The sequence below is a fragment of the Bariatricus massiliensis genome, from assembly GCF_900086725.1.
GTDB classification, from domain to species: Bacteria; Bacillota; Clostridia; order Lachnospirales; family Lachnospiraceae; genus Allocoprococcus; species Allocoprococcus massiliensis.
The window spans coordinates 112,925-132,043 of sequence record NZ_LT574838.1; the positions used below are offsets into that span (position 1 = coordinate 112,925).

General features: G+C 48.3%; 16 protein-coding genes. 2 read left to right on the top strand and 14 right to left on the bottom strand.

Translation table 11 applies throughout. The features are described 5' to 3' along the window. Positions 1-4: 4 nt before the first annotated feature. Positions 5-424, bottom strand: coding sequence for an RrF2 family transcriptional regulator (locus tag BN6465_RS12250; protein WP_066735659.1), 420 nt, complete (start codon positions 422-424; stop codon positions 5-7). A gap of 188 nt (positions 425-612) precedes the next feature. Here BN6465_RS12250 and BN6465_RS12255 point away from each other — a divergent pair, with 188 nt between their 5' ends. Continuing rightward, a complete protein-coding gene (locus BN6465_RS12255; RefSeq protein WP_066735661.1) occupies positions 613-813 on the top strand; it encodes a cold-shock protein in 201 nt (66 codons plus the stop codon). Positions 814-964: 151 nt separating this feature from the next. On the opposite strand, the gene BN6465_RS12260 is transcribed toward BN6465_RS12255, so the two are convergent. From BN6465_RS12260 to BN6465_RS12300, 9 genes are all read right to left on the bottom strand, one after another. Continuing rightward, on the bottom strand, positions 965-1,405 hold the full coding sequence (locus BN6465_RS12260; protein ID WP_066735663.1) for an ACT domain-containing protein: 441 nt from the start codon (positions 1,403-1,405) through the stop codon (positions 965-967). Between the two features lie 13 nt (positions 1,406-1,418). After that, entirely contained in the window at positions 1,419-2,735 is a 1,317-nt protein-coding gene (locus BN6465_RS12265) for a phenylacetate--CoA ligase family protein (RefSeq protein ID WP_066735665.1), read from the bottom strand. Between the two features lie 26 nt (positions 2,736-2,761). Beyond that, positions 2,762-3,181 carry an ACT domain-containing protein gene (locus BN6465_RS12270; protein ID WP_066735668.1) on the bottom strand — a complete coding sequence of 140 codons (420 nt, stop codon included), beginning with the start codon at positions 3,179-3,181 and terminating at the stop codon, positions 2,762-2,764. An 11-nt stretch (positions 3,182-3,192) separates the two neighbouring features. After that, positions 3,193-3,762, bottom strand: a complete 570-nt coding sequence (locus tag BN6465_RS12275; RefSeq protein ID WP_066735671.1) for an indolepyruvate oxidoreductase subunit beta — start codon at positions 3,760-3,762, stop codon at positions 3,193-3,195. Continuing rightward, the gene (gene iorA, locus BN6465_RS12280; protein ID WP_066735673.1) at positions 3,762-5,513 is read right to left on the bottom strand and encodes an indolepyruvate ferredoxin oxidoreductase subunit alpha; all 1,752 of its coding nucleotides are present in this window, start codon (positions 5,511-5,513) and stop codon (positions 3,762-3,764) included. The genes BN6465_RS12275 and iorA overlap by 1 nt, the downstream gene beginning before the upstream one ends. Before the next feature lie 3 nt (positions 5,514-5,516). Beyond that, positions 5,517-6,827 (bottom strand): phenylacetate--CoA ligase family protein, encoded by a 1,311-nt coding sequence (locus BN6465_RS12285; protein WP_066735676.1) that lies wholly within the window; start codon positions 6,825-6,827, stop codon positions 5,517-5,519. A 105-nt stretch (positions 6,828-6,932) separates the two neighbouring features. After that, complete coding sequence (locus BN6465_RS12290) at positions 6,933-11,474, bottom strand: PolC-type DNA polymerase III (protein WP_066735678.1); 4,542 nt, start codon at positions 11,472-11,474, stop codon at positions 6,933-6,935. A gap of 3 nt (positions 11,475-11,477) precedes the next feature. Beyond that, positions 11,478-12,533 (bottom strand): flavodoxin-dependent (E)-4-hydroxy-3-methylbut-2-enyl-diphosphate synthase, encoded by a 1,056-nt coding sequence (ispG, locus tag BN6465_RS12295; RefSeq protein ID WP_066735681.1) that lies wholly within the window; start codon positions 12,531-12,533, stop codon positions 11,478-11,480. 92 nt (positions 12,534-12,625) lie between these two features. Then, positions 12,626-13,090, bottom strand: coding sequence for a hypothetical protein (locus tag BN6465_RS12300; protein WP_066735684.1), 465 nt, complete (start codon positions 13,088-13,090; stop codon positions 12,626-12,628). A gap of 276 nt (positions 13,091-13,366) precedes the next feature. Here BN6465_RS12300 and BN6465_RS12305 point away from each other — a divergent pair, with 276 nt between their 5' ends. Beyond that, positions 13,367-13,726: a helix-turn-helix domain-containing protein gene (locus BN6465_RS12305; protein WP_066735687.1), complete on the top strand. Its 360-nt coding sequence runs from the start codon at positions 13,367-13,369 to the stop codon at positions 13,724-13,726. A 68-nt stretch (positions 13,727-13,794) separates the two neighbouring features. Here BN6465_RS12305 and xylB read toward each other — a convergent pair whose 3' ends face one another. From xylB to pdxR, 4 genes are all read right to left on the bottom strand, one after another. Continuing rightward, positions 13,795-15,267 carry a xylulokinase gene (gene xylB, locus BN6465_RS12310; RefSeq protein WP_066735690.1) on the bottom strand — a complete coding sequence of 491 codons (1,473 nt, stop codon included), beginning with the start codon at positions 15,265-15,267 and terminating at the stop codon, positions 13,795-13,797. A 75-nt stretch (positions 15,268-15,342) separates the two neighbouring features. Then, positions 15,343-16,827, bottom strand: a complete 1,485-nt coding sequence (locus tag BN6465_RS12315; RefSeq protein ID WP_066735691.1) for an L-fucose/L-arabinose isomerase family protein — start codon at positions 16,825-16,827, stop codon at positions 15,343-15,345. An 82-nt stretch (positions 16,828-16,909) separates the two neighbouring features. After that, positions 16,910-17,737 carry an AraC family transcriptional regulator gene (locus tag BN6465_RS12320; protein ID WP_066735692.1) on the bottom strand — a complete coding sequence of 276 codons (828 nt, stop codon included), beginning with the start codon at positions 17,735-17,737 and terminating at the stop codon, positions 16,910-16,912. Between the two features lie 4 nt (positions 17,738-17,741). Beyond that, positions 17,742-19,109 carry a MocR-like pyridoxine biosynthesis transcription factor PdxR gene (pdxR, locus tag BN6465_RS12325; protein WP_066735694.1) on the bottom strand — a complete coding sequence of 456 codons (1,368 nt, stop codon included), beginning with the start codon at positions 19,107-19,109 and terminating at the stop codon, positions 17,742-17,744. Positions 19,110-19,119 lie beyond the last annotated feature (10 nt).

The window sequence follows — 19,119 nt, forward strand, 5'->3', positions numbered from 1 at the left end:
CATATCAGCTGCGCCGAACCTCGTCAATAATGTCCTGCACACTTACAGAATCTGCCGTCATAAGGATACCTTCCCATATCTCGCCCCATACACCTCGCGTGGGACATGACTCGCAGTCAATACCGCAGTCTGTCTCCTTCGTCAGGCAGGCAACAGGGGCCAATTCCCCCTCCGCCGCCATGAGCACTTCTTTCACCGTTATCTTAGAAGCATCCCGCGCCAGACAGTATCCTCCCTTAGCTCCCCGCACACTGGTGACCAGCTTGCTCTCCTTCATCCCCTTCACAATACGCTCCAGATATTTTTCGGACAGCCCTCTCCGTCCGGCAATATTCTTTAAGCTCTCCAAAGATTCTTCCCCTGAGTGCATCGCTAAGTCTGTAATAATCTCAAGGGCATAGATTCCTTTCGTCGATATTCTCATCTAGTGTTCCTCCAATTTGATACTTTTATTATTGTAGTTTATTTCGTCAATTGTTACAATTAAAAAACCCTAAAATTTTCAAATGTATTGACATTTTCATAAAAACATGCTATTTTTAACAAGTATCATGTATCACAAATGGACAGCATGTATGCGTGCTGTCTATGATTTTTTATGGAGGTATTAAGATGAGTAAAGGTACAGTAAAATGGTTCAACAACCAAAAAGGCTATGGATTCCTTTCAGATGAGTCCGGTAATGATGTATTCGTACATTACAGTGGATTAAACATGGATGGTTTCAAATCATTGGAGGAAGGTCAGGCAGTTGAGTTTGAAGTTACTCAGGGCGCAAAGGGACCTCAGGCTGTCAATGTAACATTAATCTAATCAAAATTTAATGTACCTTTTATATATGTAAATTTAGTTTAAATATTTAAAAGCAATACATGAAATGAGATGAAAGAGGGAACCGCTTCAAGCGGTTCCCTCTTTTTTTATGATAGCGTCGTCTGCACATAACGTGCAGTCATCTTTCTCTTTAATTAATGCTCAAATTTGCCTTATAAGCCGCCTCTTCATCCCATACGTCGAACCCGCTGCCCCTTAAGATATCTACAACTCTCAGTGGGTCGTCACTCTTTATGACAGCAGAAGCGTCCTCGCCATTGGCGAAGGCATACATATATTCCACATTGATCTCACCTTCCACGATTTGGTGCATCGCCTTGGCAAGGGAGCCGGTGGCATGAGGTACACGCAGAGCCACCACATCCGTAAGCATGGCGGTAATCCCTGCCTCTTTCAGGACAGCGCGCCCCTTCTGCGGATTATTTACAATCATGCGGAGCATCCCGTAATCCGAAGTGTCCGCCAGACTTAAGGCCACAATATTTACCTCATTGCTGCCCAGAATATTGAGTACCTCATCCAGCCGTCCGGAACGGTTCTCTAAAAATACAGATAATTGTTTGATGGTCATTTTCTTTTCCCCCTTAAACCAGATTTCTGCGGTCAATGACACGTTTTGCTTTGCCTTCACTCCGCTCGATAGTTTTTGGCTCAACCAGCTTGACGATAACGGCAATCCCCAGCGCCTGTTTCAGCACAGCTCCAATCTCTTTCTTCAGATTATCCAGCTGACGGATTTCATCGGAGAAGAATCTCTCATCTACTTCGACCATGACAGTCAATGTATCCATATTGTTCTCTCTGTCCACAATCATCATATAATGCGGTGCCACGTCGCCGCCCATCTTAAGCAGCGCAGTCTCCACCTGTGTCGGGAACACATTCACTCCACGGATAACCTTCATATCATCCGTACGTCCCTTGAATTTAGAGATTCTAGGGGTTGTCCTGCCGCACTCACAAGTGTCGTAAGTGATACTTGTCAAATCCTTTGTGCGGTAACGAATCAATGGCATGGCTTCCTTAGAAAGTGTAGTAAAGACAAGTTCTCCGGTCTCTCCTTCGGCACAGGCCTCGTGAGTCTGCGGATCCAGCACTTCCGGATAAAAATGGTCATGGTGGACATGAAGTCCGGCATGGTGGATACAGTCCTGTGCCACACCTGGCCCTAACACCTCACAAAGTCCGTAAATGTCAAAACAATTGATGTGAAGTATACTTTCGATTTTCTTCCGCATTTCTTCTGTCCACGGCTCGGCTCCGTGGATTCCTGCTTTAATTTTCAAGCGGTCGACCACACCGGCCTCGGCCATAGATTCTGCCAAATGAAGCGCATAGGAAGGGGTGCACGCAAATGCCGTAGCTTCGAAATCCTCCATGCACATCATCTGACGCTGGGTATTTCCCGCTGACATAGGGATTGCCATCGCTCCCAGAGCCCTCGCCCCCAGATCCAGTCCCATTCCGCCTGTGAATAGGCCGTATCCATAACATACATGAATCCTGTCCTCCGCGGTAAGTCCCGCCATCGTCAGACATCTGGCCACACATTCTCCCCAAAGATCCGCGTCGTTCTGAGTATAGGAAGCCAGAGTGAGCTTTCCGGTCGTACCGGATGAGCCCTGCACCCTCGCTACTTCACTTTGAGGCACCGCTAAAAGTCCAAATGGATAATTCGCGCGCAAATCTTCCTTCGTTGTAAAAGGAAGCTTCACAATATCCTCAATCCCTTTGATATCTCCGGGCTCAACACCCATTTCTTTCATCTTCTTGGTATAAAAAGGCACCTTTCCATATACTCTGTTGACAAGATCTACAAGCTTCCTGCCCTGCAGCGTCATCATTTCATCTCGGCTGGCACATTCTGCTTTTGGATCTCTGATTCTTTCTTTCCATTCCATTGTCTTTCTCTTCTCCTGTCTCTTTTCTATAACTCTTCCTCTTCCACCATCTTAACTCCGGCTTTTTCCAACACTGCCGCCGCTCTGTCGTAATCGTCCGTGGCAAAAACCATGACCGGCGCTTTTCCGTTCCTTATGATAAAAGAGTATATATAGTTCAGGCTGATTTCATTGTCCGCAAGGATTCCCAGCATATTGTTAAGGCTGCCCTGCTTATCTTCAAGTTCTACGCCCATCACTTCATGAATCCGCACAACGAATCCTTTGCTCGTCAAATATACCTTAGCTTCCTCTGTGTTGTCGACTACCAGCCTTAAGATAGCAAAATCGGGGGTGTCAAAGGACGCGATTGCACGGATGTTGATTCCGCCCTCCGTCAATTCGTTGGTCACTCTATAAAGACTCCCCGTTCTATTTTCCACAAATACAGATAACTGCTTGATCATCCTGCCACCTCCTATAAGCTGTAGCCCACATCGAATGCCTGCTTATTTATTTCGACTGTTTTTGGAGGAACAGTACGTTCAATCACTTCATACCACTGTTCCCTTGTAAAATCCATATGCTGTGCCGCCAGCCCCAGAACGATTAAATTAAAAGTCCTTGAATAGCCCAGCTTCTTGGCCTCATCCGTCGCATTCACCGAGTAGACGCTGTATGTCTCTCTCAGCTGCTCCAAAATTCCTTCCGGATATTGGGCTGCTCCGATTACAACCGGCATCGGGTCAATTCTCCAATCATTTACGACAAGCGCCCCGTCCTTTTTCAGGAAATGAGCATACCGGAGTGCTTCCAGACGTTCGAATGCGATCAACACATCTGCCTGCCCCTCCTCAACGATCGGTTCTGCCACTTCCTCGCCGTAGCGCACGAAGGTAACGACACTGCCACCCCGCTGGGCCATACCGTGCACTTCTGAAAGCTTCACATCATAACCAGCTCCGATGGCAAGCCCTCCTAAAATACGGCTGGTAAGCAGAGTACCCTGGCCGCCCACACCGACAATCATAATATTTTTTGCTGCCATTATCTGTCACCTTCCTTTACCAGCTCAATTGCTCCGAATTTACAGAGTGAATCACACAGACCGCATCCTGTACACATGGTATCGTCAATACGAATCGTCCCGTCTTCTGCCCTTGTCATGGCAGGACATCCCGGCTTCATGCACATTCCACATTTTTTGCACTTATCTGGAACTACCCGGTACAAAGGCTTCTTTCCCTTGGTAAGCAGCACGCACGGAGTCTTTGTGATGATAACAGAAACCTCGTCCTTCGCCACTTCCTCTTTGACGGTCCTCTCCAAGGTTTCTAAATCAAAAGCATTGACCTCTATCACGTTCTTCACGCCAATCGCCCGGCACAGTTCCGGAATATTGATTGCCCATGTGGGGTCTCCCTGCAAAGTCTTTCCGGTGGCGGCATGGTCTTGGTGCCCGGTCATCCCGGTGGTAGAATTATCCAGTATCATCACGGTTCCGGTCGCTTTATTATACATCATGTTCATGAGGGAATTGACGCCCGTATGTAAGAAGGTCGAGTCCCCGATAACGGCTACCCAATTCTTGATATACTCTTTTCCCTTTGCTTTTTCCATACCGTGAAGGCTGGAGATACTTGCACCCATGCAAATCGTAGTGTCCACCACGCTTAGAGGAGCTACCGCCCCCAGTGTATAGCATCCGATGTCTCCGGCCGCATGCAGTTTCAGCTTGTTCAGTACATAATAAACACTTCTGTGAGGACATCCTGGACAGAGTATAGGCGGACGTCCCGGCGCCTGCGCAGGCTTAGCAGCATCCAATTCTTGTTTCAGGATAGCCGTCCGCAGCATATTGGCACTGTACTCGCCCTGAACCGTAAAAATTTCCTTGCCGATAACCGGAACTCCCCAAGATTTCACCTGCTCCTCAATGACTGGATCCAATTCCTCCACCACATAGAGCGTATCTACCTTTGAGGCAAACTCTTCTATCAGCTTTCTCGGCAGAGGATTGACAATGCCAAGCTTCAGGACCGAAGCCTCCGGAAGGGCCTCCCTTACATACTGATAAGGAATTCCGCTTGTAATGACACCTATCTGCGTATCTCTCATCTCGACTCTATTGATCGACATCGTATTGACAGCTTCTGCAAGCTCCAAGTTGCGTTTTTCAATTTCGACATGGCGGAGCTTGGCATTGCCCGGCATCATGACTGTCTTCTGAACGTTCTTTACATAAGGCTTATCTTCCACTTCTATCCTGTCATAAAGCTCCACAAGCCCCTGTGAATGTGCCAGTCTTGTTGTCGTCCTGAATATCACCGGACGGTCGAACTGCTCGCTGATCTCGTAAGCTATTTTCACATAATCTTTGGCTTCCCCGCTGTCCGAAGGCTCTATTACCGGCACCTGTGCCGCCCTCGCTACCATTCTCGTATCCTGCTCATTCTGAGAACTGTAAAGACCCGGATCATCTGCGACAAATAAGACAAGGCCGCCATTCACTCCCATGTAGGAAACCGTGTAAAGCGGGTCGGAAGCCACATTCAATCCTACATGCTTCATGCATGCCATAGCCCGTACACCGGCCACACTTGCCCCGATTGCCACCTCCGTAGCAACCTTTTCATTAGGCGCCCACTCTGCGTAAAGCGCGTCTTTATATTGTACTAAGTTCTCACTGATCTCCGTGCTGGGCGTTCCCGGATATGATGCGGATACTTTCACGCCCGCCTCATAAGCTCCCCGGGCAATGGCTTCATTTCCCAGCATAATAACTTTTCTCTCTGACATATTTTATAATCCGTCCTTTCGTAAATCTGTTACTCTTCTTGCCTTACCCTCAAAGCGCTGAAGCGTGTGCGGCGCAACCAGCTCTATATTAGTCGCCAGACCAAGCTGAGACTTAAGGCCAGACTTGATTCGCTTCTCAAGCTCGCTCAGCTTTGTATAGCTGTCAAGCAGCCTGTCATCTATCAATTCTACGGTAATTGTCATGACGTCCAGCCTATTCTTACGCTCCACTACGATTTCATAATGAGGCCCTATTTCCGCGATCTTAAATAGAACTTCCTCAATCTGTCCCGGGAATACGTTGACTCCACGGATAACAAGCATGTCATCCGCACGTCCTGACAAATTCTCCATGCGGCAGGTAGTACGTCCGCATTTGCACGGCTCATACATCAGCCTTGTCAAATCACCCGTGCGGTAACGGATCAGAGGAAGCGCCTCTTTCCCCAGACAGGTGACGACCAGTTCCCCCAGCTCGCCGGGTGGAAGCACCTCCCCGGTATCCGGGTCGATAATTTCCGGTATGAACCAGTCTTCATTAATATGCATGCCGCACAGCTCAGTACATTCACCTGACACTCCGGGGCCGCACAGTTCACTCATCCCGTAATTCTGCGTACACACGAACTGAGGCCCCCAGACTTTGTGCATCTCGTCGCGCATAGGCTCCGTCATGCCTTCGCCGCCGAAAAGTCCGATATGAACGTTCAAATCCTTAGACGGGTCAATCCCGCGGGAGCGCAGCTCCTCCCCCAGATGCAGTGCATAGGAAGGCGTCGCTACCAGCAATGTTACCCCCATATCCTGTAGAAACATAATCTGCTTATTGGTGTTGCCGGAGGACATGGGAATGACGGTGGCTCCCAATTGCTCCAGTCCGCCGTGCAGTCCAAGCGCCCCGGTAAAAGTCCCGTAACCGAAAGATATCTGTGCCACATCATCCGGCGTGGCTCCTCCCATGCAGGCAATTCTCGCCACATTGTTAAGCCAGACATCCAAGTCCTTTCTTGTATATCCCACCAGCGTCGGCTTCCCCGTAGTTCCACTGCTGGCATGATAGCGGACCATCTCTTTTTTATCCACCGCGAACAGGCCGTCAGGATAATTGTCTCTAAAATCCGCTTTGTATGTAAAAGGTAATTTTCCCAAATCCGAAAGTGTCTGGATATCCGACGGTTTTATGCCCGCCTCATCCATCTTTTTCTGATAAGGTGCAACCTTTTCGTATATATAGGATACGGTTTCCTTCAGTTTTGCCAGTTGGATTTTCTCAATCTCATCTCTTGGCAGGGTCTCTTCTTTCGCCCAAATCATTTTCTTGCTCCTCCTTTTGTCCAACAGGGCGCACGCCGCCTTTTCCAGTCCGGCGCACACCGCTATACCCTATAGTATAGCATAACACTTCGCCCATTTAAAGCATCAATTTGCGAAATCAAAAAGAGAGAGCTGGTTACTTTCGGGCAGTTCTCCGAAAAGCCCCATTTCATCCATCAGATCGATGACCGTCTTGCTGACTTTTGTGCGCTGGCGGAAATCATCTTTGGACAGATATTTCCCCTGCTTGGATGCCTCCTCCACCGCCTCGGCCGCCTTGTCGCCCATTCCTTCTATCGTGTTCAGAGGGGGCATCAGCTTATCGCCGATAATGAGGAACTTCGACGCCTTCGCCTTGTAGATGTCTATCGGAAGGAACTCAAATCCACGGGCATACATCTCTTGAACATTTCTCATATCCTTCAGTGTATCCTGCTCTTTCTTGCTGAGCAGATTGGCATCATTCCGCTTCTTATATTCCTTCAGATGATACTCAAGCCTCTCTTTTCCCTGACACATGAGCTCATAGGAAAACGCAGACGCACGAATGCCAAAGTATGCCGCATAATAGGCCAGCGGGTAATTGACCTTACAGTAGGCAATCCGGTAGGCCATCATGACATAGGCCGCGGCGTGGGCTTTCGGGAACATGTATTTAATCTTTTTACAGGACCAGATATACCAATCCGGCACATCGGCTTCTTTCATGGCCGCCTCGAACTCAGGAGTCAGCCCCTTCCCCTTTCTTACCTTCTCCATGATAGTAAAGGAAAGCTCACTCTCCATCCCTTTATTGATTAAATAGGTCATAATATCGTCACGGGTACAGATTGCGGTAGAAATGGTGGCCTTCCCCTCCTCGATCAGAGTCTGGGCGTTGTTGAGCCATACATCCGTACCATGGGAAAGACCGGAAATCCGAATCAAATCGGAGAGGGTCTTGGGCTTTGTGTCCACCACCATCTGGATTACGAAATCCGTACCGAATTCCGGGATCCCAAGACAGCCTACGGGACAGCCCCCAATGTCTTCCGGTGTGATTCCCAGCGCCTTCGTCCCGGCAAAGAGGGACATCACATCCGGGTCGTCCAGCGGGATATCGGTGGCATAAAATATATGATTTACACCGTCATATTCATTGTCCATCGCATCCGAGTTGATCAATTCTTCCAACGTCTTTATCATCGTAGGATCATCATGTCCCAGTATATCAAGTTTCAAAAGGTTGTGGTCGATGGAATGATAATCAAAATGCGTGGTGATGATATCCGTGGTCATATCATTCGCGGGATGCTGGATAGGCGTAAAGGAGTTGATGTCCTCCCCGTGGGGAAGTACAACAATACCGCCCGGATGCTGTCCGGTACTCCTCCGGATTCCGGTGCAGCCCTGCACAATCCTGTCTATCTCACAGTTACGTTTGCGGTCTCCACGCTCTTCATAATAGTTCTTCACATAGCCGTAGGCCGTCTTGTCTGCCAGCGCCGCTATCGTACCGGCGCGGTAAGTCTGTCCTTTTCCGAAGATTACCTCCGTATATTTATGCGCCTTACTCTGATAATCTCCGGAGAAGTTCAAATCGATATCCGGCTCCTTGTTTCCTTTGAAGCCGAGGAATGTTTCAAAGGGGATGTCGAACCCATCTTTGATTAACTTTTTCCCGCACTTAGGGCAATTCTTGTCGGGCATGTCGTGTCCGCATCCTCCCGCGTACTTCCGCACCTCCTCGGAATCAAAGTCGCTGTAATGACAATGTTCACAGTAGTAATGGGGACGCAGGGGATTCACCTCGGTGATTCCCGCCATAGTGGCGACAAAGGAGGAACCTACGGAGCCTCGGGAACCTACCAGATACCCGTCCTCATTGGACTTCCATACCAGTTTCTGGGCGATAATATACATTACGGCAAACCCGTTGGAGATAATGGAATTCAGCTCCCGCTCCAACCGCTCTTTTACAATGTCGGGCAGCGTCTCTCCGTACATGGAATGAGCCTTGTCGTAACAGATATCCCTGAGCAGCTGGTCGGAGTTTTCTATGACGGGCGGGCATTTATCGGGCCGGACCGGCGCTATCTTTTCTATCATATTGGCGATTTTGTTCGTATTTCCTATTACAATCTCGTAAGCCTTTTCTGAGCCAAGATAGGCAAATTCCTCCAGCATCTCCTCCGTAGTTCTCAAGTAGAGAGGCGCCTGCTCATCGGCGTCTGTAAAACCCTTTCCCGCCATGATGATCCTCCGGTACACTTCGTCCTCCGGATCCATGAAATGAACGTCACAGGTCCCCACCACCGGCTTGTTGAACTGCGTGCCCAGCTTGACGATCTTGCGGTTAATGTCCTTGATGTCGTCCATGGAATGAATGCTGCTGACTTTGTCACTCTCAATCATGAACTTATTATTTCCCAAGGGCTGTATTTCCAGATAATCATAAAAATCCACAATCCTCGCGATTGTCTCCGCAGATTTTCCGTTTAATAACGCCTGATACAGCTCTCCCGCCTCACAGGCGCTTCCTACCAGCAGCCCCTCCCGGTATTTATTCAGTACACTTTTCGGAATTCTGGGCCTTCTGCCATAATAGGTGAGATGGGACTCCGAAATCAGTGTATACAAGTTCACTCTTCCGATATCATTTCTTGCCAGAATGATGACATGATAGGTCGGCAGCTTGCGGATAGCGTCGGGATTCAGATTCCCAAACCGGTTTACGCCTTTTAATGTCGTGATATCCCGCTCCTTCAGCATCTCCACGAATTTCACGAAAATCTCTGCCGTCGCCCCCGCATCATCCACCGCCCGGTGATGATTCTCAAGGGAAATATTCAGGGCCTTCGCCACCGTATCCAGCTTAAATCTGGACAGGGACGGGAGCAGAACTCTGGCAAGGGCCACAGTATCCACCGACACAAAGTGTGGTTCTATATCCTGATAACGGCAGTTCTGCTCAATAAATCCCACGTCAAATCCCGCGTTGTGGGCTACAAGAACCGCGTCCCCTACAAATTCCAAAAACTGTGGGAGAACCGTCTCGATATACGGTGAATCCAGAACCATCTCGTCGGTGATACTTGTCAGCTGTGTAATTTTAAAAGGAATCGGCCTCTTGGGGTTCACGAACGTGCTGAACTTCTCGGTGATGACCCCCTTCTCTACCTTTACCGCGCCAATTTCGATAATCTTGTCGGAGATAGCGGAAAAGCCTGTTGTTTCTATATCGAATACCACAAACGTATCGTCTAGGCTTTGGCTTCCTGCGCCCACTGCGATTTCAGTCAGATCGTCCACCAGATACCCTTCTACCCCGTAAATAATTTTGAAGGGATCGCCCTTATCTAACGTTTCTATGTAATGATTCGCATCTGTAAATGCCTGTACTACACCGTGGTCCGTGATAGCAATCGCGGGGTGCCCCCAGTCGTGTGCGCGCTTTACCAAATCCTTCGCTTCGGACACACCGTCCATGTCGCTCATCTTCGTATGGCAGTGCAGCTCCACTCGCTTTTCCGGATATTTATCTTTCCTGCCCACACGGTTGTCGGTGGCCCTGCGTATTCCCGTCACCGAACCGATGGTCAATTCACCGTCAAATTTGTCGATGGTAGTCACACCCTTGATTTTCAGGAACACTCCCTTCTTAATCTCGGCCAGAAGCTCCGGGAGCTGTTCGTTCCTTGCAAACATTTTTACTGTAATCGTATCGGTGAAATCGGTCACCGCAAACATGATAATAGTCTTCTCATTGCGGATTTCCCTCGTATCAAAATTGATGACCTGTCCTCTGATGGTGATTTCTCCCATCTCGCCCACGACCTGTTTCAGCTCAATGGGATTGTCGTCAAAATCACGTCCATATATTACATTGGGGTCGTCCGACTTTTTCATGCGGTATTCTTTTCTCTGGAAGTCTCCTGAGCCTTTTCCACCCTTGAATCCGCCGTTGGTTTTGCCTGAAATCTCCTGTTTTTTCGGCTCTTTTTTTTCTGTCTTCTTTTCCTCTTCCTTGTCGCTCTTAGGGGTATCGGATTTTTCCCCGTTTTTCGCGGCATTGTCCGCCTGCAGGCGCTGATTCCTCTCCAATATGGCATTCACTTCCTGCTGGACCTGAAGCTCGTTGAATTTTTTATATTTGCTCTCCTTCACTTCTTCATAATGAATCCGCACCTCTATCGGCACATGGAAGCGTTCCCCAAATATATCTTTCAAATATGTCACGATGGATTCTGTCTTGCCCTCTGCAATAATCGTATCAACCATGGTCAAACACAATATGTTCCCATTCTCAAAGCTTACTTTTGCCTTCTGGAACATATTTTTTTCCACCACGCTCTTTTGCTCCAGCTCCAGAAGCATGCTGTCCCGGTAAACATCCATCAGGTTCTCCGGCGTGTACTGTTCCGACAGCCGATAGTTCTCCACGAGAGATACCGGTATCCGGCATTGTCCGAAGAGCTGTGTCTCTATCTGCCTCTCTATCTTGAGTACTGCGTGTTTCGGAATCAGATGTGTACTGAAAATATGTACCTTTATGTAGTTTTTGGCAGAAGTGGACGTAACCTTAGTCACCTCCACCTCCTGAAATAAAAGCCGCAGATCCGCATCCGTTTTTAATGTCGGAAATACATCAAAAAATAATTTTCCCATGTCTTACTCGCCCCAATGTAATAGTTCTTCTCTCAGTGTATCAAGCAGCTCCTCTTCCTTCACTTTCTTGACAATCTCTCCTTTTTTAATTAAAAGGCCCTCTCCGATGCCTCCCGCGATTCCAATATCTGCTTCCTTCGCCTCTCCGGGCCCGTTCACAACGCATCCCATCACTGCCACCTTGATATCAAGGGGAATATCGGCAACCATATTTTCTACTTGATTAGCCAGTCCTATCAAGTCAATCTTTGTCCGCCCGCATGTGGGGCAGGATACGACCTCTATCCCGCCTTTCCGCAGTCCCAATGTTTTAAGGATAATCTTCGCGCTCTTGATTTCCTCCAGCGGATCTCCCGTCAATGACACGCGGATGGTATCCCCGATGCCTTGATTCAAAATGATACCCAGCCCGACAGCGGACTTGATATTGCCGGATGTCAGTGTGCCGGATTCCGTGATGCCCACATGTAGCGGATAAGGGCACTGCCGTGCAATCAGTTCATGGGCTTTTACGCACATCATAACATCGGATGATTTGATGCTGACGACCAAATTGTCGTACCCTAGTTCCTCAATCATGCGTACCTTGTCCAGCGCGCTCTCCACGATTCCCTCGGCCGTAACGCCGCCGTATTTTTCAAGCAGGTTCTTTTCAAGAGAACCGCTGTTAACGCCTACACGGATTGGAATCTGCTTTTCCTTGGCCTTGTCTACCACGGCCTTCACCCTGTCCGCGCTGCCGATGTTTCCCGGATTGATTCGGATTTTGTCCGCTCCGTTTTCTATGGCCGCAATGGCAAGTCGGTAATCGAAGTGGATATCCGCTACCAGAGGGATATGTATCCGTTCTTTGATTGCCTTCAACGCCTGTGCGGCTTCCATCGTCGGAACCGCACAGCGGATAATCTCGCATCCTGCCCGCTCCAGCGCCAGTATCTGCCCGACTGTCGCATCGATATCCTCTGTTTTTGTGTTGGTCATCGACTGGATTGCAATGGGATTTCCACCGCCTATCCAACGACCGCCTATATTGACTGCTCTTGTCTCTTCTCTAGTCATCCTTTTACCTCCTGACATGATATAGAAACCCCTCTATATGAGACGCCTCTGTAACGCCCTTTATAGAGGGGAATTCTCTGTTATACCTAATTTTACTTTACTCTTGTGAAAAGAAGCTGGTCGCCGTAGTCCCATTCAGTCAGGGTCAGTTCGTTACTCTCCAGATTGTAATTAAAGGAGGTAATCATAGAGCTGACTGCTGCTCTTACGTCGTTGGCAGTGATATCGGATTTGGCTGACTCTGCGGCTGCCGCAAGTGATTCACTGTCCACTTTAAAGGTAATCTGCTTTGCCTTTTTATTCATAGTATATTTGAGTGTCACCTCAATCTTTTCCCCGTCCAGAAGTTCACTGCTCGTGAGGACCGCTGTATCCTTGCCGCGGATTTCCAAAGTCATATCGCTTTCATCCTGCAGCCATGTTCCTTCCAGCGGATTGCCGAAAAATCCTCTATATAGGAAAAAGACAGCGACGATAATAATTAAAATCGTCGCAGCTGCCATAACAATCTGCCATATTTTGTTTCTTTTTTCCTCGTTATTCTCTGCTGTCTGCATATATAGTTAATCCTCCCAACGATTACTTTGTAACTTATCTCCTTAAATTATACGGGGTTTCATGGTGCGTGTCAACGGTATAACTTTATGTTTCTTTACGCAACCGTTTCTTAACTTTTTGTTGTTATTTGACACATTTTCTTTTCAGCAAAGTATCAACTGTTAAAATACGGGTATCCGTTTTGACAATAAATGCCACGGATACCGGCATGTTCTCTGGCAATGCTATAATTGAAGAAACATGTCCGAGTCCATTATGCAGGAGGGAAGCAGCCTATGGATTTTTCCACAATTTTGAAAGAATTACGGGAATCACGAGAGATTACGCAAGATGAGCTCGCCAAACAGCTCCGTGTTTCCCGCCCCACGATTGCCGGCTACGAAACAAAGCACAGGCAGCCTGACTATGATAAGCTAATCATGATTTCCGAAATTTTCAATGTCTCCATCGACTATCTGCTGACCGGGAAAACAACGGAAGAACTCACTCCAGCCCCTTCTTCCCACCGGAATGAAAAGATGCTTGACCGGAAGGTAATAAACGCTTACAAGCAGTTGGGCTTCGATGAAAAGGAAGATGTTCTGGATTATATCCACCTATTGAAATTAAAGAAGAAATATGAAGTTGACAAATAGAAAATGAAGCATTGCGGCATACAAAACCGTCAGATGTGGAAGTATCTCCCGCATCTGACGGTTTTACATTACTCTGCCAGCTCTCGGAATAGTCCTTTGACAGCCGGATATATTTTTTTAAATCTCTGGTATCTCTCTTCATATTTTGCAGTAAGCTCCGGTTCCGGCTCTACTGTATCGACTACCTTTACCAGCTTTTCTGCCGCTGCCTCCACGCTCGGATACGCGCCGCATCCCACTGCGGCCAAAATTGCCCCGCCAAGCGCTGGGCCTTCTTCACTTTCTATCACATCCACCTTTAAATTCATGATATTGGCAATCATCTTTTTCCATAGCGGGCTCTTTGCGCCGCCTCCACAGATTTTGGTGCGCTCAATGTGAATGCCCAGACTCTTTGCCACCTCCAGAGAGTCTCTGAGGGCGAATGCCACACCTTCCAGAACGGCCTGTGTCATTTCTTCTCTTGTCGTATCCATAGTCATACCTATGAATGTAGAACGCGCATAAGGATCGTTGTGAGGGGAACGTTCTCCCATAAGGTACGGGAGATAATATACGTGATTCTCACCAAGCTTGTCTATCCCGCTCTGTTCTGACGCAAAATCATTGGTCTTCAAGATATCCTCTGCCCACCATTTATTGCAGGAAGCGGCGCTCAGCATGCATCCCATGAGATGGTAATATCCGTCTGCGTGGGCAAATGAATGCAGGGCATTATACTTATCCACGCCAAACTTCTTGCTCGATATAAAAATCGTCCCGGAAGTCCCAAGCGATATGTTACATCTGCCGTCTCCCACCGTGCCGGTTCCTACTGCCGCGGCAGCATTGTCTCCTGCCCCTGCGATTACCTTCACGCCGTCAGGCAGGCCGAGTTCTTTTGCTATCTCCGGCTTCAGATTTCCTACAACCTCATAGCTCTCAAAGAGCTTTGGAAGCTGTTCTTCTGTGATGCCGCAGATTTCCATCATTTCTTTCGACCAGCATTTCCCTTCCACATCCATCAATAACATGCCGGACGCATCCGAATAGTCACTGCAGAACGTTCCTGAAAGCTTATAAGCCAAATAATCCTTGGGAAGCATAATCTTTTTGATTCTCGCAAAATTTTCCGGCTCTTTGTTCTTCACCCACAGTATCTTCGGCGCCGTAAAACCTGTAAAGGCAATATTAGCGGTATATTCGGACAGCCTTTCTTTCCCTATCTCCTCATTCAGATAATCCGTCTCTTCCGTAGTACGCCCGTCATTCCAGAGGATAGCCGGCCGGATCACCCGGTCCTGCTCATCCAAAATAACCAGACCGTGCATCTGTCCCCCAAAACTGATACCCGCTATCTCATTCCGGTCACACTCCGCCGTCAGCTCCTTGATTCCCTCCACGGACTGCTCATACCAGTCCTCCGGGTGCTGCTCAGACCATCCCGGTTTCGGAAAATACAACGGGTACTCCCGGGATACAATCTTCTTGATATCCCCCGCCTCGTCCATCAAAAGCAGCTTCACTGCCGAAGTTCCCAAATCCACTCCAATAAAAAGCATATTTCATCCTCCTTCATCATTGGGGATCATCATTGGGGACAGGTCCCAACGCGTTGGGACCTGTCCCTAATGCACTTATCCCCACGGGTTTTCTGTTGGATACCTTACACCTTTGGGCTGATTATATCCGATTTCCTCCACCGGCACTCCGATATATTTGAAAACTTCAAATAATGCTTTACCGAAATGTCCGAAGGCCACCGCGCCATGGTGTGGGTAATTTTTTTCAATCAGTACATGGCGGTAGAATCTTCCCATCTCCGGGATGGCAAATATTCCGATTGCCCCGAAGGAGCGTGTCGCCACGGGAAGTACTTCTCCTTGTGCGATATATGCGCGGAGCATATTGTCCGCTGTACTCTGGAGGCGGAAGAAAGTAATATCTCCCGGAACGATGTCGCCTTCCAATGTTCCCTGTGTCACTTCTTCCGGCAGCGTCCTTGCCATGATTACCTGATATTTCATCTCACAGAAAGAAAGCTTTGAGGATGCGGTGTTGCCGCAGTGGAATCCCATAAAAGTATCTTTCTGCGTATAATCGTATTTGCCTTTAATCTCCGCTTCATACATATCGGCAGGCACTGAATTATTGATATCAAGCAGTGTTACCGTATCCTCACTTACTACCGTCCCGATAAATTCACTGAGTGCGCCGTAAATGTCCACTTCACAGGATACAGGAATTCCCTGCGCTGTCAGCCGGCTGTTCACATAACATGGCACAAACCCGAACTGTGTCTGAAATGCTGGCCAGCATTTCCCTGCAATGGCAACATACTTTCTATATCCCCTGTGCTCCTCGATCCAGTCCTTCAGCGTCAATTCATACTGCGCCAATTTTGCAAGAATCTCCGGCTTCTTATTGCCCGTTCCTAGTTCTTCCTCCATCTCTTTTACAACAGACGCAATCCGGTCATCTCCCTCATGCCTATTAAATGCTTCAAACAAATCCAGCTCTGAATTTTCCTCAATCTCCACGCCCAGATTGTAGAGCTGTTTGATCGGGGCATTGCAGGCAAGGAAATTAAGCGGGCGGGGTCCGAAACTGATAATCTTCAAATCATTCAGCCCCACAACAGCCCGGGCAATCGGACGGAACTCGTAGATCATGTCCGCACACTCTTCCGCCGTTCCGACAGGATATTCCGGAATATACGCCTTAATATTACGGAGTCTCAAATTGTAGCTCGCATTGAGCATGCCGCAGTACGCATCTCCACGGCCCTGAATCAAATTATCACCGGTCTCCTCTGCCGCCGCGATAAACATCTTCGGCCCGTCGAAATGTTTGGCGAGCAGTGTCTCGGATATCTCCGGCCCAAAATTGCCAAGATACACTACGAGGGCATTACAGCCCGCATTTTTGATATCCTCGAGGGCCTGTACCATATGTATCTCGCTCTCAACGATACAGACCGGACATTCATAAATCCCTTCTTCGCCATATTTCTTCTTGTACGCCTCAGTCAGCGCCTCTCTTCTGGAAACCGATAAGCTCTCCGGAAAACAGTCACGGCTGACCGCAACGATTCCGATTTTAAGTTCTGGCATATTGTTCATTTTCTTATCCTCCATTCTTGACTACATAGTTAAGAATAGGATAACAGATGTGGCACTTCCATGCCACCGAAAACTTGGCTGATTAAGTGCTATTTTTTGTCTTTTTGTATTCACTCGGCAGCATGCCGTATCTCTTCTTGAACGCTCTGGCCAGCGCCCTGCCGTCAGGAAAACCATTATTCAGCGCAATCTCCCCAATACTATGATCGGTATTCGCCAGTTCCTTACAAGCATACTCCACCCGCACGCTCTGAAGATACGCCTTGTAATTTGTCATCGCATACTTCTGGAACATTCTTGACAGATAAGCAGGAGAATACCCGAACCGCTCCGCAAGGCTCTCCAGTGTCAGCTCCTTCGTGTAATTGTCCTTGATATAAGTCGTGATAATCGAAAGTTTGTTCAAATTTTTGCCCTTTCTTACTAACTCCTCACTCACATCAAGCCTCCGGTACTTTGTCACCATGAGGTAGAGAAGAAAGAAAAAATCCCCCTGCACCTTCAGTTCATACCCGCTCTCCCGGGCAGTGTAAGTCTCAAACATCTGCCCCACTAATTCCATGATTTTCTCATCCTGCACACAGGCATTGTGTGTGAAACAGATAAAATTCTCTTCAGTAAAATAATTTTCAAATATGTGAAGCGGGATCTGCAGCACTACCGTACGGTTAGGCCGGGTTGCCGCTATCGAATGTACTTCATTGGAATTCACGATTACAAACTCACCGGCTTCCAGATGTGTATCTTCCCCATTGATATAGAATTCCAGACTCCCCTCAAACACCGCAAATATCTCCACCGAACGGTGCCAGTGCTTCTCCCTGATATAATTTCCGTCCTTCCCTTCAAATAAAAACATTTTGAAAGGCAGGTCATCGTTGGGCAGTACAAGTTCATGAACAAATTCCATCCTCTCACCTCCCGTTCACAGAACGCCCTGCGTCCCTTCCTTGTTGGACTTCTTCCCATAAAATCTCCATAGCCCGTCCATAATCTTCCACACCTACATTGGCACAGGAGAGCATGATGACCGCTCTGTTCTCTCCCCTTTCCTGCGTCTCCCCTATAGGCGTCACCGCCATCTGCCGGCAACGCAGACGCGCCGCAAGTTCCGCTGCATGCAGTTCAGTCTTCAATGTCACCAATATGGTAAATCCGGCTTCCCCCTGCAGGACTTTTGCCGCCTTCCCAAATGTACGGTATATGGCATCCTCCAAAGCCTTCGCCTTCGTCATATAAGTTTTTCTGGATTTTCTGATTTGGCTGTCCAGATGCCCGTCGCGGATAAATTGTGTCAACGCTATCTGCTCCGCCTTGGACGCCGTCTGATTGTAAAAATTCTTCCGCTTTTCATACTCCGCTAAAAGCTCCGGCGTCAGCACCATGAAGCTCATACGGATGGAGGGAAGCAGAAGCTTAGAAAAGGTTCCCAGATATACGACCTGCCCCCCTCCTGCCAGCCCCTGAAGAGACGGTGTAGGCTTCTGAAAATAACGGAATTCATTATTGTAGTCATCCTCGATCAAAAGAATCCCCTTCTCGTCCGCATACCGGATAAGCTCCAAACGGTCCGGCACCTGCATCACCTCGCCCCATTTCGTCATTTGTGAAGGAGTCACATAATAGATTCCGACCCCCGGTTTTCGATAATCCTCTTCTATCTCAAATCCAAAATCCTCGAAAACCGCTTTGCCTTGAAAAAAATCAGGATTGTAAAATGCCGCTTTTCTCCTCTCTTTCACGAGCGGACAGAGCACATGCAGAAGACTTTGTACCCCCGCCCCTATGACCACCTGCCTCGGGGTACAGATTACATTTCTCTTTTCTCTCAGATAGCTGCAGAGAACCTCCCGAAATTCGTACTCCCCCTGAGGCTCTCCATATGACAGTAGCCGTTCATCCTGCCTGAGGGCGCTCTTCATATAGCGCCTCCAGAGCTCGAACCGAAAGCTCTCCTTGTCCACCCCGGAGGAGGCAAAATCATAGCGGATATCCTGCTTTACCTTTCGAAACACCGGCACCTCCTGCCCCGCCTTCCGCTTGCCGGCTATATCCGTCACATAATATCCACTCTGCGGTCTGGAAATAATATATCCCTCCGCGGCCAAGAGCAGGTAAGCCGATTCCAGCGTCGTACGGCTCATCTGGAATTGTACCGCTCCTTTCCGGATAGACGGCAACTTCGTCCCTGCCGGAAGCTTCTCATCCAAAATCAATTCTTTATAATAATTATACACTCGAAGATAGCGGTGCATCTTCTCATTTTCAAGCTCTGTCTGCATACCGTCCTCC